At 65.3% G+C, this 14,624-nt stretch carries 11 protein-coding genes; 7 read left to right on the top strand and 4 right to left on the bottom strand.

Annotated features, from left to right (window positions below):
• Window positions 1-114 precede the first annotated feature (114 nt).
• The 5 genes from K4043_RS00945 (at window position 115) to K4043_RS00965 (ending at window position 7,368) form a co-directional block, all read left to right on the top strand.
• Window positions 115-984: a LytTR family DNA-binding domain-containing protein gene (locus K4043_RS00945; RefSeq protein WP_265307860.1), complete on the top strand. Its 870-nt coding sequence runs from the start codon at window positions 115-117 to the stop codon at window positions 982-984.
• Between the two features lie 97 nt (window positions 985-1,081).
• Window positions 1,082-2,207 (top strand): peptide chain release factor 2 gene (gene prfB / locus K4043_RS00950; RefSeq protein WP_123729159.1). Its coding sequence is split into 2 segments (ribosomal slippage): window positions 1,082-1,156 and window positions 1,158-2,207, totalling 1,125 coding nucleotides; the frame shifts between segments, so codons are not numbered across the junction.
• Window positions 2,208-2,333: 126 nt separating this feature from the next.
• On the top strand, window positions 2,334-3,851 hold the full coding sequence (gene lysS / locus K4043_RS00955) for a lysine--tRNA ligase (protein ID WP_123729160.1): 1,518 nt from the start codon (window positions 2,334-2,336) through the stop codon (window positions 3,849-3,851).
• 201 nt (window positions 3,852-4,052) lie between these two features.
• The gene (locus K4043_RS00960) at window positions 4,053-5,192 is read left to right on the top strand and encodes a two-component system response regulator (protein WP_123729161.1); all 1,140 of its coding nucleotides are present in this window, start codon (window positions 4,053-4,055) and stop codon (window positions 5,190-5,192) included.
• A 1-nt stretch (window position 5,193) separates the two neighbouring features.
• Window positions 5,194-7,368, top strand: coding sequence for an ATP-binding protein (locus K4043_RS00965; RefSeq protein ID WP_265307861.1), 2,175 nt, complete (start codon window positions 5,194-5,196; stop codon window positions 7,366-7,368).
• A gap of 50 nt (window positions 7,369-7,418) precedes the next feature.
• Here K4043_RS00965 and K4043_RS00970 read toward each other — a convergent pair whose 3' ends face one another.
• The 4 genes from K4043_RS00970 to bamE all read right to left on the bottom strand — a co-directional run bounded on the left by K4043_RS00970 (window position 7,419) and on the right by bamE (window position 13,747).
• A complete protein-coding gene (locus K4043_RS00970) occupies window positions 7,419-8,288 on the bottom strand; it encodes a crotonase/enoyl-CoA hydratase family protein (protein WP_123729163.1) in 870 nt (289 codons plus the stop codon).
• A gap of 158 nt (window positions 8,289-8,446) precedes the next feature.
• The gene (locus K4043_RS00975; protein ID WP_265307862.1) at window positions 8,447-10,123 is read right to left on the bottom strand and encodes a long-chain fatty acid--CoA ligase; all 1,677 of its coding nucleotides are present in this window, start codon (window positions 10,121-10,123) and stop codon (window positions 8,447-8,449) included.
• A 244-nt stretch (window positions 10,124-10,367) separates the two neighbouring features.
• Window positions 10,368-13,124 carry an aconitate hydratase AcnA gene (gene acnA / locus K4043_RS00980; protein WP_265307863.1) on the bottom strand — a complete coding sequence of 919 codons (2,757 nt, stop codon included), beginning with the start codon at window positions 13,122-13,124 and terminating at the stop codon, window positions 10,368-10,370.
• 245 nt (window positions 13,125-13,369) lie between these two features.
• Window positions 13,370-13,747, bottom strand: coding sequence for an outer membrane protein assembly factor BamE (gene bamE / locus K4043_RS00985; RefSeq protein WP_123729166.1), 378 nt, complete (start codon window positions 13,745-13,747; stop codon window positions 13,370-13,372).
• A gap of 200 nt (window positions 13,748-13,947) precedes the next feature.
• Between bamE and K4043_RS00990 the strand changes: the two genes are divergently transcribed.
• Complete coding sequence (locus tag K4043_RS00990) at window positions 13,948-14,172, top strand: AbrB/MazE/SpoVT family DNA-binding domain-containing protein (RefSeq protein WP_123729167.1); 225 nt, start codon at window positions 13,948-13,950, stop codon at window positions 14,170-14,172.
• Between the two features lie 7 nt (window positions 14,173-14,179).
• Window positions 14,180-14,578: a type II toxin-antitoxin system VapC family toxin gene (locus K4043_RS00995; RefSeq protein WP_123729168.1), complete on the top strand. Its 399-nt coding sequence runs from the start codon at window positions 14,180-14,182 to the stop codon at window positions 14,576-14,578.
• Window positions 14,579-14,624 lie beyond the last annotated feature (46 nt).

The raw sequence follows: 14,624 nt of genomic DNA on the forward strand, positions 1-14,624 counted from the left end.
AAAGGGAGCTGCCGTCGGCGCCAAGTGACGAATGGCGGTCGCCAAGGGACGGGTGGGGCGCACTACCATGCGGGGATGAGACACCCTGACGACCCTTTGCAAATGGATGATTCAATGGCGAACGGACGTGCCGCGCGGTGGCGGCCGGGTGCGCGGATGCTGGTGTGGTCGGTGATCCTGCTGACCACCGCGGTAGCCAATGCGTTGGTGGAAGTGATGGATGCGGGTCGCCGTGGCGAGGACCTGGGCTTGTGGCAGCCGATGATCTGGGAGCTGAGCAGCGTCACGATGATCCTGCTGACGCTGCCGGTCCTGTGGTGGGGCTGCCAGCGTTGGCCGCTGCACGCCGATACCTGGAAGCGGCGGCTGCCGCTGTATCTGTTGGCCAGCGTGGCGTGGTCGCTGGTGCATGTCACCGGGATGATGGGGCTGCGCCATCTCGCCTATGCCGCGCTCGGCTACCACTACCAGGACGATGCCACCTGGCCGGTACGCCTGTTGTACGAGTACCTCAAGGATGTCCGTGCCTTCTTCACCTTCGTGGCGATCGAGCACTTCTTCAGCTGGTTCGGGCGGCGCCGGCAGGGCGAAGCGCATCTGCTGGCCGCGCCGGACGATGCTCCCCCGGTGGACGCCGTGGAGCGTCCGGAGCGGTTCCTGGTGCGCAAGCTGGGCCGCGACTTCCTGGTCGCCACCGGTGATATCGAGTACGCCCAGGCCGCTGGCAACTACGTCAATCTGCGGGTGCGCGGGCACGATTACCCGCTGCGCAGCACCATGGCGGCGCTGGAAGAGCGACTGGATCCGGGGATCTTCGTGCGTGCCCACCGCAGCTGGCTGGTGAACGTGCGGCACCTGGTCTCGATCGAGCCGCTGGACGGGGGCGAGGCCCTGCTGCACATGGACGATGGCGGCCGGGTGCCGTGCAGCCGCCGCCAGCTGCCCTCGTTCCGGCAGGCGCTGGCCGTGCAGGGGGCGGCGTGAGGTCAATGCGCACGGGGGCCGGCACCCCGCGGGCTTGGCCGGGCAAGGCCCGGATAGGCTATGATGCACAGTCTTTTCGCATGCATTAATCGCCGACATGATCGAGCTCAATCCTGTCCGCCAGCGCATCACCGATCTCACCGATCGCGTGCTCTCGCTCAGGGGGTATCTTTGACTACGACGCCAAGAAAGAGCGTCTGGAAGAAGTAACCCGGGAACTGGAAAACCCGGATATCTGGAACAACGCCGAGTACGCCCAGAACCTTGGCCGCGAACGCGCCAATCTGGAGAAGACCGTCGGCGGCATCGCCACGATCCTCGACGGCCTGACCGAGTCGGGCGAACTGCTGGAACTGGCCGAAAGCGAACAGGACGAAGAAACCGCCCTGGCCGTGGTCAGTGATCTGGACAAGTACCAGAAGCACGTCGAACAGCTGGAATTCCAGCGCATGTTCTCCGGGCAGATGGATACTGCGGCGGCCTTCGTCGACATCCAGGCCGGTGCCGGCGGTACCGAAGCCCAGGACTGGGCCGAAATCCTGCTGCGCATGTACCTGCGCTGGTGCGAATCGCGTGGCTGGAAGACCGAGCTGATGGAAGTCTCCGGCGGCGACGTCGCAGGCATCAAGTCGGCCACGCTGCGCGTGGAAGGCGATTACGCCTATGGCTGGCTGAAGACCGAAACCGGCGTGCACCGGCTGGTGCGCAAGTCGCCGTTCGATTCGGACAACCGCCGCCACACCAGCTTCACCTCGGTGTTCGTGTCGCCGGAAGTCGACGACAACATCGAAATCGACATCAACCCGGCCGACCTGCGTACCGATGTGTACCGCTCCTCCGGCGCGGGTGGTCAGCACGTCAACAAGACCGAATCGGCGGTGCGTATCACGCACATCCCGACCAACACGGTCGTGGCCTGCCAGACCGGCCGCAGCCAGCACCAGAACCGCGACAACGCGATGAAGATGCTGGCCGCCAAGCTCTACGAGCTGGAAATCCAGAAGCGCAACGCCGAGCGCGACGCGGTGGAAGCCACCAAGTCCGACATCGGCTGGGGCAGCCAGATCCGCAACTACGTGCTCGACCAGAGCCGTATCAAGGACCTGCGCACCGGCATCGAACGCTCCGATACGCAGAAGGTGCTGGATGGCGACCTCGACGAATTCGTCGAAGCCAGCCTGAAGTCCGGCCTGGCCGTGGGTGCCAAACGCACCGACGCCTGACCGTCGGGGCCGCCACGTGCGGCCCCGATCCGTTGTGCCCGGGCCACGCCCGGTTTCGCATTCCGCCCCGACCATCGGCATGATGGCGGGGACCGTACCTCCCCCCGACATACATAGACCCACGCCATGAACGATCAGACCGCCGCGCCGCAGCCCCCCGTCGACGAGAACAGCCTCATCGCCGAGCGCCGCGCGAAACTGACCGCCCTGCGCGGGCAGGGCATCGCCTACCCGAACGATTTCCGCCGCGAGCATTTCGCCGGCACCCTGCAGGCCGAGTTCGCCGATGCAGAACAGTGGACCGCCGAAGCACTGGAAGCCAGTGACCGCCAGGTCAAGATGGCCGGCCGCCTGATGGCCAAGCGCGTGATGGGCAAGGCCAGCTTCGCCCAGATCCAGGACGAGTCCGGCCGCATCCAGCTGTTCCTGCAGGGCAGCACCCTGGGTGAGGCCTACACCGCCTTCAAGGGCTGGGACGTGGGTGACATCATCGCCGTGGAGGGGGGGCTGACCCGCACCAAGACCGGTGAGCTGTCGGTCAAGGCCACCAGCATCCGCCTGCTGACCAAGTCGCTGCGCCCGCTGCCGGACAAGTGGCATGGCCTGGCCGACGTGGAGCAGCGCTACCGCCAGCGCTACGTCGATCTGATCGTGACCCCGGAGTCGCGCGAGGTGTTCATCAAGCGCTCGCGGATCATCCGCGCCATGCGCGCCTGGCTGGACAACCGCGACTTCCTGGAAGTCGAAACGCCGATGATGCATTACATCCCCGGCGGCGCCACGGCCAAGCCGTTCACCACCCACCACAACGCGTTGGACCTGGACCTGTACCTGCGCGTGGCCCCGGAGCTGTACCTCAAGCGCCTGGTCGTGGGTGGGCTGGAGCGCGTGTACGAGATCAACCGCAACTTCCGCAATGAAGGCGTCAGCACCCGCCACAACCCGGAATTCACCATGATGGAGCTGTACGAGGCCTACGCCACGTACACCGAAGTGATGGACCTGACCGAAGGCGTGATCCGTGACGTGGCCAGCAAGGTGCTGGGCACCACCACGGTGGAATGGGACGGCGCCACGATCGATCTGGCCCCGGCCTTCCGCCGTTGGCGCATGGACGAGGCGGTGCGTCACCACAACCCGGAGATCAGTGCGGCCGACTGCACCGATCGCGATGCGCTGGTGGCCCATTGCGAGCGCCTGAAGATCCGCATCAAGCCGTCCTATGGCTGGGGCAAGCTGCTGCTGGAGATCTTTGAAGCCACGGTCGAACACACCTTGATCCAGCCGACCTTCATCACCGACCACCCGGTTGAAGTCTCGCCGCTGGCCCGTGCCAATGATGACCAGCCGGGCTATACCGACCGCTTCGAGCTGTTCATCAACGGCAAGGAGCTGGCCAACGGCTTCTCCGAGCTGAATGATCCGGAAGACCAGGCAGCCCGTTTCCAGGCCCAGGTCACGGCGAAGGAGGGCGGTGATGACGAGGCCATGCATTACGACGCCGATTACATCCGCGCGCTGGAGTACGGCATGGCGCCGACCGGCGGCCTGGGCATCGGTATCGACCGGCTGGTGATGCTGCTCACCGGCAGCAGCTCGATCCGTGACGTGTTGCTGTTCCCGTATATGCGTCCCGAAAACTGAGACGTACGTCCGGGCGTGCTTGGGGCACGTCCGGATGGGGGTTCCGCTCCCGTGGCCGCGCGAGTATGGTTTCTGCGTGGCCTTAGCCAGGTGCTATGGCGTGATGGCCACGGACCATGACGGGTTGCAGGAGGTGCCTACACTGGCATCACACTGTGACGACGATCATGAACTGGGGTGTTCATGACGGGAGGCGGACCCATGCAAGGTGCCAGTGTCCAGAGCGGCGGAGTATCCTCTCCGCAGCATGTTCCAGTGTGGTCAAGGAAGAAGGCAGAAGCAGCCTTGAATATTGTCATCGTTGACGATCAGACGTCCGCGCGTACCATGCTGCGCCATGTCATCGAGGACATCGCGCCGGAATTGTCCGTGCACGACTTCGGCGATCCACTGACGGCGCTCGCCTGGTGCGAGTCGCATGCCGTGGATCTGCTGTTGCTCGATTACCGCATGCCGGAGATGGATGGGCTGGAGTTTGCCCGCCGTTTCCGTCGCCTGCCCAAGCACCGTGACATCCCGGTGATCCTGATTACCGTGGTCGGCGACGAGCCGATCCGCCAAGCCGCGCTGGAAGCCGGCGTGATCGACTTCCTGGTCAAGCCGATCCGCCCGCGCGAACTGCGTGCGCGCTGCTACAACCTGTTGCAGCTGCGCCAGCAGTCGGAGAACGTCAAGCAACGCGCGCTGTCGCTGGAGCAGCGCCTGCTGGCCAGCATGCACGAGGTGGAAGAGCGCGAGCGCGAAACGCTCTCGCGGCTGGCGCGTGCGATCGAGTTCCGTGATGCCGGCACCAGCGCCTACCTGGAGCGCATGGCGCACGTGGCCGGCCTGATCGCCGAGCAGCTCGGGCTGCCGGAGGAAGAGGTCAAGCTGATCGAGATGGCCGCGCCGCTGCACGACATGGGCAAGATCGCCATTCCCGATGCTGTGCTGCTCAAGCAGGGCAAGTTGAACGATGAGGAGCAGGCGATCATGCGCCGGCACCCGCGCATCGGCTATGAACTGTTGAGTGGCAGCCAGAATCGTTTCATCCAGGTGGGCGCGCTGATCGCGCTGCGTCACCACGAGCGGTACGACGGCAGCGGTTACCCGGATGGGCTGGTCGGTGACGCCATTCCGCTGGAAGCGCGCATCGTGGCCGTGGCCGATGTGTTCGATGCACTTATCTCACCGCGTCCGTACAAGGAAGCATGGACCATGGAAGCCACGCTGGCCTATCTGTACGCCCAGCGTGGACGGTTGTTCGATCCGCGCTGCGTCGATGCCCTGATGCGCGGCCGTCTCCAGCTCGAGGACATCTGCGCACAGCACTCCACCGCGTCATCCCGCCCGGGGATGTGATATGCGCCGTCTGTACCCGCGCCTGAAGCAACGTCTGGCGCAACGCCCGGATTCCGAGCATGGCCAGGCGATCGTCCGGATCGCGCTGATCACGGTGATCCTGCTGTATGTCCTCATGCCCGGCCCGCGCCATGACCTGCCGTCGGCGCAGTACCACGGCGTGCTGGCGATCGTATTGACCGGGCTGACCCTGTCGCTGGGCCTGTTTGGTTGGCTGCTCTGGCGGCCGGGGCGCTCGGACCCACGGCGCGTGGCCGGCATGCTGGCTGATTACGGCCTGATCGCGGCAGGCATGGTGCAGATGGGCGAGCCGCTGGCCTGGGTCTACATCGTGGTGATGTGGGTGACCGTCGGCAACGGCATGCGGTTCGGCAACAACTATCTTTACGTGGCCGTGGCGATGGCCATGGTGAGTTTCGGCTGTACCGCGCTGCTGACGCCGTACTGGGGGCAGAACGCACGCCTGGCGTTCGGTCTGTGGCTGGGCCTGGCCGCGGTGCCACTGTATTTCTCCACGCTGCTGCGCCAGCTGACCCGGACCATGGCCGAGGCACGCCGTGCCAACGAAGCCAAGAGCCGCTTCCTGGCCAACATGAGCCACGAGTTCCGCACGCCGCTCAACGGCCTGTCCGGCATGACCGAAGTGTTGGCCACCACCAAGCTGGATGAAGAGCAGCGCGAGTGCGTCAACACCATCCAGGCCTCCTCACGCAGCCTGTTGGCGCTGGTGGAGGAGGTGCTGGACATCTCGGCCATCGAAGCCGGCAAGCTGCGCGTCAACGCCGAGGATTTCGCGCTGGCCGATGTGATCCAGGCCATCGGCCTGATCCTGCTGCCACAGGCGAAGGGCAAGCGGCTGGACTACCGGGTCAAGGTGGCCGAGACCGTGCCGCCGCTGCTGCGCGGTGACGTCGGGCACCTGCGCCAGGTCCTGCTCAACCTGGCCGGCAACGCGGTCAAGTTCACCGACCATGGTCGGGTCGAAATCCGGGTGAGCGTGCTCAACGCCGAATCCAACGGCGGCGTGCGGCTGCGCTTCGATATCCTGGATACCGGCATCGGCGTCGCCGCTGAAATGCGCCCGCGTCTGTTCGAAGCGTTCGAGCAGGCCGATGTCAGCATGGCCCGGCGCCACGAAGGCACCGGCCTGGGCACGACCATCGCCAAGGGCCTGGTCGAGGCCATGGGCGGAGAGATCGGCTACGAGGACCATCCACCGCAGGGCAGCCACTTCTGGTTCGAGGTGCCGTTCGCGCCGCCCCGCGTGCCGCTGGGCACGGTTACCCCCGCCCTGGTCGGCGATGGGCTGCCGGACAGCAGCGGTAATGTGATCGCGTTTGCCGATCCGTTCCTGCGCCATCGTGCCCGCGTGCGCAGCATGCAGATCCTCGTCGCTGATGATCACGAGGCCAACCGCATGGTGCTGCAGCGGCTGCTGCAGAAGGCCGGCCACAAGGTGTTGTGCGTCAATGGCGGCGAAGCGGTGCTCGATGCGATGGCCGAGAGCGACTTCGATGCGGCCATTGTCGACCTGCACATGCCCGGCATGAGCGGCCTGGACATGCTCAAGGAACTGCGGGTGATGCAGGCTGGCGGTGGGCCACGCACGCCGGTGCTGGTCCTCAGCGCCGACGTGACACCCGAAGCGATCCAGCGCTGCACCCAGGCCGGTGCGCACACCTTCCTGGCCAAGCCGCTGGTCGCGGTGCGGCTGCTGGACGTGCTGGCCGACATCGCCTCCAACGGCCAGCTCAAGGCCAGCGCACCGATCGTGCGCACCGCCACCGCCCTGGATGGCGTGCTCGATCCGGGCGTGCTGGACGAGCTTGCCTCGCTGGGCATGGGCGATGGCTTCGAGCGCGAGTTCATCCGCCAATGCCTGGCCGACGCCGAACAGTGCATCGGTGTGGCGCTGGCCGATGGCGAGCGCGGCGACTGGGTGCACTTCCGCGAGCAGGCGCATGCGATCAAGGGCGTGGCCAGCAACCTGGGCCTGGTCCGGGTGGCGAACCGTGCGGGCGATCTGATGCGCATGGCTGACTGGCAGCTCAAGAGCGAGTGGCGCCAGCGCATGACCCTGCTCCAGACCGGCATCAAGGAAGGTCGCCAGGCACTGGATGCACGCGCCCAGCGCAAGGCGCAGGGGCAGGCCGACGACGGCGGCGACATGCGCTGAAAAAAAGCCCGGCGGCAGCCGGGCTTGAACAACACAGGGGAGGGGAGGACTCAGGCGACGTCGAGGGTGGCGCGGCGGGTCTGGGCCTTGATCAGGCGGTCCATGGTGCGCAGCGATTTGTCGCCCAGGGCGAGTGCGGAATCGACCCACACCTTGGTGATCTCCAGCAGTTCGTCATAGCGCACGGCCTGGGCCAGATTGCGCGCGGCATTCATCGCCAGGTACGAGTGCGGAATGCGCTGATGCTGACGGATCAGATCCTCAACCGCCTTGACGCCGTGGCCCTTGGGCACCAGCACGTCGACCACGCCCATCGCGTACATCTCTTCGGAGGAATACACGCGGCCGTCCAGGATGATCTTCTCGGCCAGCTGCGGGGCCACGCGCTTGCACAGGAACGAGTAGGCGCCCATGCCCGGGAACAGGCCGAACAGCACTTCCGGCAGGCCCATGCCGCAGCCTTCCTCGGCCACGATGGTGTGGCAGGCCAGCGCCATCTCCAAGCCGCCGCCGAGCGCGTCGCCCTGGATCAGCGCGATCGAGCGCACGTCGCCACCGAAGCCGGTGTGCAGGTGGTGCACGCCTTCCACGCAGCGCTGCGCGTAGGTCAGCAGGCGGTCGCGGTTGCCCTCGCGGATCAGCCGGGTGAACAGATCCAGATCGCCGCCCAGGTTGTAGGCGTTCGCATCGGAGGCCAGCACGAAGTGGCGCAGCTTGCCGCTGTTGCGTTCGGCGGGGGTGCGGGTGATCGCGCTCATGAAATTCCACATCTCATCGAGCATGTCCTTCCGGCAGCACGGGCGGATGCCGCTGGAGGCATCGGCATGCATGTACAGCCAATGGGCATCGTCGTTGCCGGTGGTCGCGGTGCGGATGGTGGCGTAGCGATGATTGACGGGCAGCTTTTCAATGGTGCTCATGGCGATTTCCTCGGAGGCTGGCCCGCTGGGAGGACGGTGGGCGGCGGGCCTGACGGGTCCACACGCCGCGATCCTACACCCCCGGCATCTCATGCAATGCAAAAGGCCCCCGCCGTTGCCGGCAGGGGCCCTGTGAAGATGCAGCCGTTGGGGAACCGTTACGGCGCGGGCGTATCGCGCAGTTCGCGGCGCAGGATCTTGCCGACGTTGGTCTTCGGCAGTTCCTTGCGGAACTCCACGATGCGCGGGTGCTTGTAGCCGGTCAGGTTGGCACGCGCGTGGTCCTTGACCATCTCGGCGGTGAGGTTGGGGTCCTTCTTGACGATGACCACCTTGACCACTTCGCCGGACTTCTCGTCGGGCACGCCGACTGCGGCGACTTCGAGCACGCCGGGCATCATCGCGATGACGTCTTCAACCTCGTTGGGATACACGTTGAAGCCGGACACCAGGATCATGTCCTTCTTGCGGTCCACGATGTAGAAGAAGCCCTGCTCATCCATCCGCGCCATGTCGCCGGTGTGCAGCCAGCCTTCGGCATCGACCGCCTGCGCGGTGTCCTCCGGGCGCTGCCAGTAGCCCTTCATCACCTGCGGGCCCTTGATGCACAGCTCGCCGACTTCACCGGCCGCCAGGGTCTGACCGTTGTCATCCTTGACGCAGGCGTCGGTGGACGGAATCGGCAGGCCGATCGCGCCGTTGTACTCGGCCAGGCTGAGCGGATTGATGCAGGCGGCCGGCGAGGTCTCGGTCAGGCCATAAGCCTCGACCAGGGTCACGCCGGTGACCTTCTTCCAGCGCTCGGCGACGGCGCGCTGCACCGCCATGCCGCCACCCAGGGTGACCTTCAGCGAGGAGAAGTCGATCTCGTCGAAGCCGGGGGTGTTGAGCAGGCCGTTGAACAGCGTGTTGACGCCGGTGATCGCGGTGAAGCGGGTCGCCTTGAGCTCCTTGACGAAGCCCTTCATGTCGCGCGGATTGGTGATCAGGTAGTTGCAGCCACCGAACTTCATGAAGACCAGGCCGTTCGCCGTCAACGCGAAGATGTGGTACAGCGGCAGGGCGGTGATGATCACCTCCTTGCCCATCTCGATCCCCGAGGCGGAAATCCACGCCGAGGCCTGCTGCATGTTGGCGACCAGGTTGCGGTTGGTCAGCATCGCGCCCTTGGCCACGCCGGTGGTGCCGCCGGTGTACTGCAGGAAGGCGACATCGTCGTGGTCGATCTCGACCTTGGGCAGGGTGTGGCGGCTGCCGAGCTTGAGTGCCTGGTTGAAGCGGATCGCGCCGCGCAGGCTGTAGTTGGGCACCATCTTCTTGATGTACTTCAGCACGAAGTTCACCACGATGCCCTTGGCGCCCAGCATGTCGCCCAGGCCGGTGGTCACCACCTGCTTGATCGGGGTATCGGCGATGACCTGCTGCACGGTGTCGCAGAAGTTGTCGACCACCACCAGCACGGCCGCGCCGGAATCCACCAGCTGATGCTTGAGCTCGCGGGCGGTGTACAGCGGGTTGACGTTGACCACGGTCAGGCCGGCACGCAGCACGCCGAAGGTCGCGATCGGGTACTGCAGGCAGTTGGGCATCATCAGGGCAACGCGGTCGCCCTTCTTGAGCTGCAGCTCACCGAGCAGGTAGGCGGCGAACTGTTCGACCAGTGCGTCCGTTTCCCCGTAGGTCAGAACCTTGCCGAAACTGGAGTAGGCGGGGCGGTCGCGGAACTTGGCCACCGAGGTGTCGAAGACGGCCGAGACCGAATGGAACTCGTTGACGTCGATCTCGGCGGGTACGCCTTTGGGATAACTCTGCAGCCAGGGTCGTTCCAGACTCATATTCCCCCTCCAGGAAACGTGGATGATGTAACGCGATGACGGAGAGTATCCGTCGTTTCATGCCTCGGCAGCATACCGTCCCGAATGGAAAACGCGAAGGGCCCGTGAAGAAAGGCCGCAGAGGGTCACCAGGACGCGTTGTTTGCGACATGCCCGGTCGATGCCCACGACCAATGGTCGTGGGCTACCGTGTGGACCACGACCGGTGGGCGTGACCCGACGCCACAGCAACGCGGCGGCTGGCTTACTTCTTCCCCGCCAGCTGGCGCAGCACGTACTGCAGCAGGCCGCCGTGCTTGAAGTACTCCACTTCCTTCGGGGTCAGCAGCATCACATGCGCCTCGAAGGTCTTCTTGGTGCCATCGGCCTTGGTGGCGGTGAGGGTGGCCGACTTGCTGGCGCCATCCTCCAGGCCGGTGATGTCCACCACTTCCGAGCCGTCCAGGCCCAGGCTCTGTGCGTTCTCGCCATTCTTGAACTGCAGCGGCAGCACGCCCATGCCGACCAGGTTGGAGCGGTGGATGCGCTCGAAGCTCTCGGCGATCACCGCCTTGACGCCCAGCAGGTTGGTGCCCTTGGCCGCCCAGTCGCGGGAGGAGCCGGTGCCGTATTCCTTGCCGGCGAACACCACCAGCGGGACGCCCTCGGCCTTGTACTTGACGGCCGCATCATAGATCGCCAGTTTCTGCGGCTCGCCGCCGTCCTTCGGGAAGTACAGCGTGTTGCCGCCTTCTTCGCCGCCGAACATCAGGTTCTTGATCCGGATGTTGGCGAAGGTGCCGCGCACCATGACGTCATCATTGCCGCGGCGGCTGCCGTAGCTGTTGAAGTCGGCCGGTTGCACGCCACGCTCCTGCAGGAAGCGGCCTGCCGGAGAATCCTTCTTGATGTTGCCGGCCGGGGAGATGTGATCGGTGGTGATCGAGTCGCCGAACAGGCCCATCACGCGCGCGCCGTGCACGTCATCGATGTGGCCGACGTCCATTGTCATGCCCTCGAAGTAGGGCGGGTTCTTGATGTAGGTCGAGCTGCCGTCCCACTCGTACAGATCGCCATCGGGCGACTTGATGGTGTTCCAGCGGGTGTCGCCCTTGAACACGTCGGCATAGTTCTTCTTGAACATCTCCGGCCCGATGGTCGCGGCGATCACATCGCCGATTTCCTTGTTGCTCGGCCAGATATCGCGCAGGTACACCGGCTGGCCATCGCTGCCCGTGCCCAGCGGCTCGGTGGTCAGGTCGATATCGGTGGTGCCGGCGATGGCGTAGGCGACGACCAGCGGCGGGCTGGCCAGGTAATTCATCTTCACTTCCGGGTGCACGCGGCCTTCGAAGTTGCGGTTGCCCGACAACACCGAGGCCACCACCAGGTCACCGGCGGCGATGCCGGCACTGACTTCGGTGGGCAGGGGGCCGGAGTTGCCGATACAGGTGGTGCAGCCATAGCCGACCACATAGAACCCGACCTTCTCCAGCTCGGTGAGCACACCGGCTTTTTCCAGGTAATCGGTGACCACGCGCGAGCCTGGGCCGAGCGAGGTCTTGACCCACGGCTTGCGGTCCAGGCCCTTGGCTGCGGCGTTACGCGCGAGCAGTCCGGCACCGATCATCACCGCCGGATTGGAGGTGTTGGTGCACGAGGTGATCGCGGCGATCACCACCGCGCCATCCTTCAGACGGAATTTCTGGCCATCCAGCTCGACATCGCTGTAGCCCTTGGCCAGCTGTTCGTTGCCGACCGCCGCGCCGCCACCTTCGTTGACGAACGTGGAGACGTCATCGTTGCGCTTGTCGCGGTTGGTGGTCAGGCCGACCAGATTCTCGCGGTAGTTCTGCTTGACGTCTTCCAGCAGCACGCGGTCCTGCGGGCGCTTGGGACCCGCCAGCGACGGCTTGACCTCGCCCATGTCCAGTTCCAGCGTGGCGCTGTAGCTGGCGTGCGCGGTGTTGGCGTCGTGCCACAGGCCCTGGGCCTTGGCATAGGCCTCCACCAGCGCGATCTGTTCCTCGCTGCGGCCGGACAGGCGCAGGTAGGTCAGCGATTCCTCATCGATCGGGAAGATGCCGCAGGTCGCGCCGTACTCCGGCGCCATGTTGCCGATCGTGGCACGGTCGGCCAGCGGCAGATGCTGCAGGCCTTCACCGAAAAACTCCACGAACTTGCCGACCACGCCGTGCTTGCGCAGCATCTGGGTGACGGTCAGCACCAGATCGGTGGCGGTGGCGCCTTCGGGCATGCGGCCGGTCAGCTTGAAGCCGACCACCTGCGGGATCAGCATCGACGACGGCTGGCCAAGCATGGCGGCCTCCGCTTCGATACCGCCTACGCCCCAGCCGAGCACGCCGATGCCATTGATCATGGTGGTGTGGCTGTCGGTCCCGAACACGGTGTCCGGGTACGCCACCGCCTTGCCATCCTTGTCCGCGGTCATGACGACGCGGGCCAGGTTTTCCAGATTCACCTGGTGGACGATGCCGGTGTTCGGCGGCACCACCTTGAAATTGTCGAAGGCCTTCTGGCCCCAGCGCAGGAAGCCATAGCGTTCCTGATTACGCTGGAATTCGATCTTGCCGTTGAGGTCCAGCGCATCGGGCGTACCGAAGACATCAACCTGCACCGAGTGATCGATCACCAGCTCGGAGGGGATCTGCGGATTGATCTGCTCCGGGCGTCCGCCGAGCTTGACCACCGCATCGCGCATCGCGGCCAGATCGACCACGCACGGCACGCCGGTGAAATCCTGCAGCACCACGCGGGCGGGCATGAAGGCAATCTCGATGTCCGGCTCGGCCTTGGGGTCCCACTGGGCTACGGCCTGGATGTGGTCCTTGCCGACGGTCACGCCGCCATCTTCGTGCCGGAGCAGATTCTCCAGCAGGATCTTCATCGAATAGGGCAGGTGGGAAATGTCGAACGTCTGTCCGAGCTTGGGCAGGCTGAAGTAGTCGTAGGTGGTGCCGCCGACGTCCAGCTGGCTGCGGGTGGAGAACGAATCGCTCATTGCAGAAACTCCTCTTGCGGATGGCTTGCAAGGGCTGCGCCGGAACGCGCCTGCTTGCGGCTGCCGTCGGGCTCGCTGCGCCCGCCGATGCGTCGCAGTATGCGACAGCGGCAGGGGCGTGCCAGCCCTTGGGCTCAGGACGGAAGGTTACACAGGCATGTGTAGTGCCGATGTCATCGCCCGGAGCCCGAATGCAGACGGGGCGCCATGAGCGCCCCGTCGGGAAGTAGCTGGTGGGCGGCCGCTTACTTGCCGTTGGCGGCATCGATCAGCGGATTGCCGGTCTTGCCCACAGCATTGGTCTTTGACTTGGCCGACAGCACGCCGGTCTTGCCGAACTCGAACACCGTGGCTTCCTGGACGTTCTTGCCGAACGACTTGATCTTGACGAAGTCGTAGTACCAGACCTGCGTGTCGCCAAGCTGTTCGCGGCGGCTGGGGGCACCGAAGGCGCCGCGGACATCCTCCTGGGTGGTCTTGCCCACTTCGGCGGCATCCAGCTGCTGCTGGGTGATCTCGGTGCCGGTGGTGTAGGCGCCAAACGGGTTGGCATGCGCCGGCGGGGCCGCGAGGGCCAGCGGGGCAGCAATCAGCAGGGCAAAGGCGAGGGTGGTGGCGCGCATCGTGGGATGTCCTTGTCTATCGATGGGTGTGCGGGTCGCCAGGGTGACGGGAAGTGTCCGCGTCCGGGCGGCAGCGGTGGCTGCCCGACCAGTCTAGCCTTCTTGCGCGGCCCACGGCGCCCGCAAGGCAGGCGGCGCCTGGATTTGCCCCTGAACGATAAAGTACGTACAATTCATACATACTTTTTGAGGCGTACCCCATGGAAGCCACCGTTGCAGAGCGCGGACAGATCACCCTGCCCAAGGCCGTGCGTGATGCGTTGGGGCTGACCAAGGGCACCCAGCTCACCGTCGAGCTGGAAGGCGGCCGCATCATCCTGCGCAAGAGCGTGGACGATGCGATCTCACGCGCCCGCGGCAAATTCGCGCTGGACGGCTTCGAGTCGTCCGAGGCCGCGGTGAAGGCCGTCCGTGACGAAGACTGAGCCTGCGATGATCGCCGTCGATTCGCCGGTGCTGATCGAACTGCTCAGCAACGGCCCGCAGGCTGACGCCGTGGAGGCCTGTCTGCGCCAGAACCTGGTCGGCGGCCGCGTGGTGGTCTGCGGGGCGACCCTGGCCGAACTGTGCGCCTCGCTGCGCGGCGGTGCCGAAGTGCTCGAGGCGCTGGAGGAAATGGGCGTCCATTTCAACGCGCTGGAAGCCAAATCGGCCCTGCGTGCAGGCGAGATGCAGCGCCGTCACCGGCAGCGCGGCGAAGGCCGCCGCAGCCTGGACGACTTCATGGTGGGTTCGCACGCACTGCTGCAGTGCGACGGCCTGATCACCTGGAACGACAAATTTTACCGCGACTACTTCAAGGGCCTGAAGCTGATCGTGCCGCACGCCTGAGCCCATACTTTTAAACCGCATTCTTTCAAAGAATCACCCGGGAGTT

The organism is Stenotrophomonas sp. SRS1, from assembly GCF_026130205.1.
GTDB classification, from domain to species: Bacteria; Pseudomonadota; Gammaproteobacteria; order Xanthomonadales; family Xanthomonadaceae; genus Stenotrophomonas; species Stenotrophomonas rhizophila_B.

What these genes read in the sequence shown, in the direction of transcription:
- K4043_RS00945 (WP_265307860.1), top strand. Translation starts at nt 115, where the DNA reads ATGGCGAACGGACGTGCCGCGCGGTGGCGGCCGGGTGCGCGGATGCTG.
- lysS (WP_123729160.1), top strand. Translation starts at nt 2,334, where the DNA reads ATGAACGATCAGACCGCCGCGCCGCAGCCCCCCGTCGACGAGAACAGC.
- K4043_RS00960 (WP_123729161.1), top strand. Translation starts at nt 4,053, where the DNA reads ATGCAAGGTGCCAGTGTCCAGAGCGGCGGAGTATCCTCTCCGCAGCAT.
- K4043_RS00965 (WP_265307861.1), top strand. Translation starts at nt 5,194, where the DNA reads ATGCGCCGTCTGTACCCGCGCCTGAAGCAACGTCTGGCGCAACGCCCG.
- K4043_RS00970 (WP_123729163.1), bottom strand. Translation starts at nt 8,288, where the DNA reads ATGAGCACCATTGAAAAGCTGCCCGTCAATCATCGCTACGCCACCATC.
- K4043_RS00975 (WP_265307862.1), bottom strand. Translation starts at nt 10,123, where the DNA reads ATGAGTCTGGAACGACCCTGGCTGCAGAGTTATCCCAAAGGCGTACCC.
- acnA (WP_265307863.1), bottom strand. Translation starts at nt 13,124, where the DNA reads ATGAGCGATTCGTTCTCCACCCGCAGCCAGCTGGACGTCGGCGGCACC.
- bamE (WP_123729166.1), bottom strand. Translation starts at nt 13,747, where the DNA reads ATGCGCGCCACCACCCTCGCCTTTGCCCTGCTGATTGCTGCCCCGCTG.
- K4043_RS00990 (WP_123729167.1), top strand. Translation starts at nt 13,948, where the DNA reads ATGGAAGCCACCGTTGCAGAGCGCGGACAGATCACCCTGCCCAAGGCC.
- K4043_RS00995 (WP_123729168.1), top strand. Translation starts at nt 14,180, where the DNA reads ATGATCGCCGTCGATTCGCCGGTGCTGATCGAACTGCTCAGCAACGGC.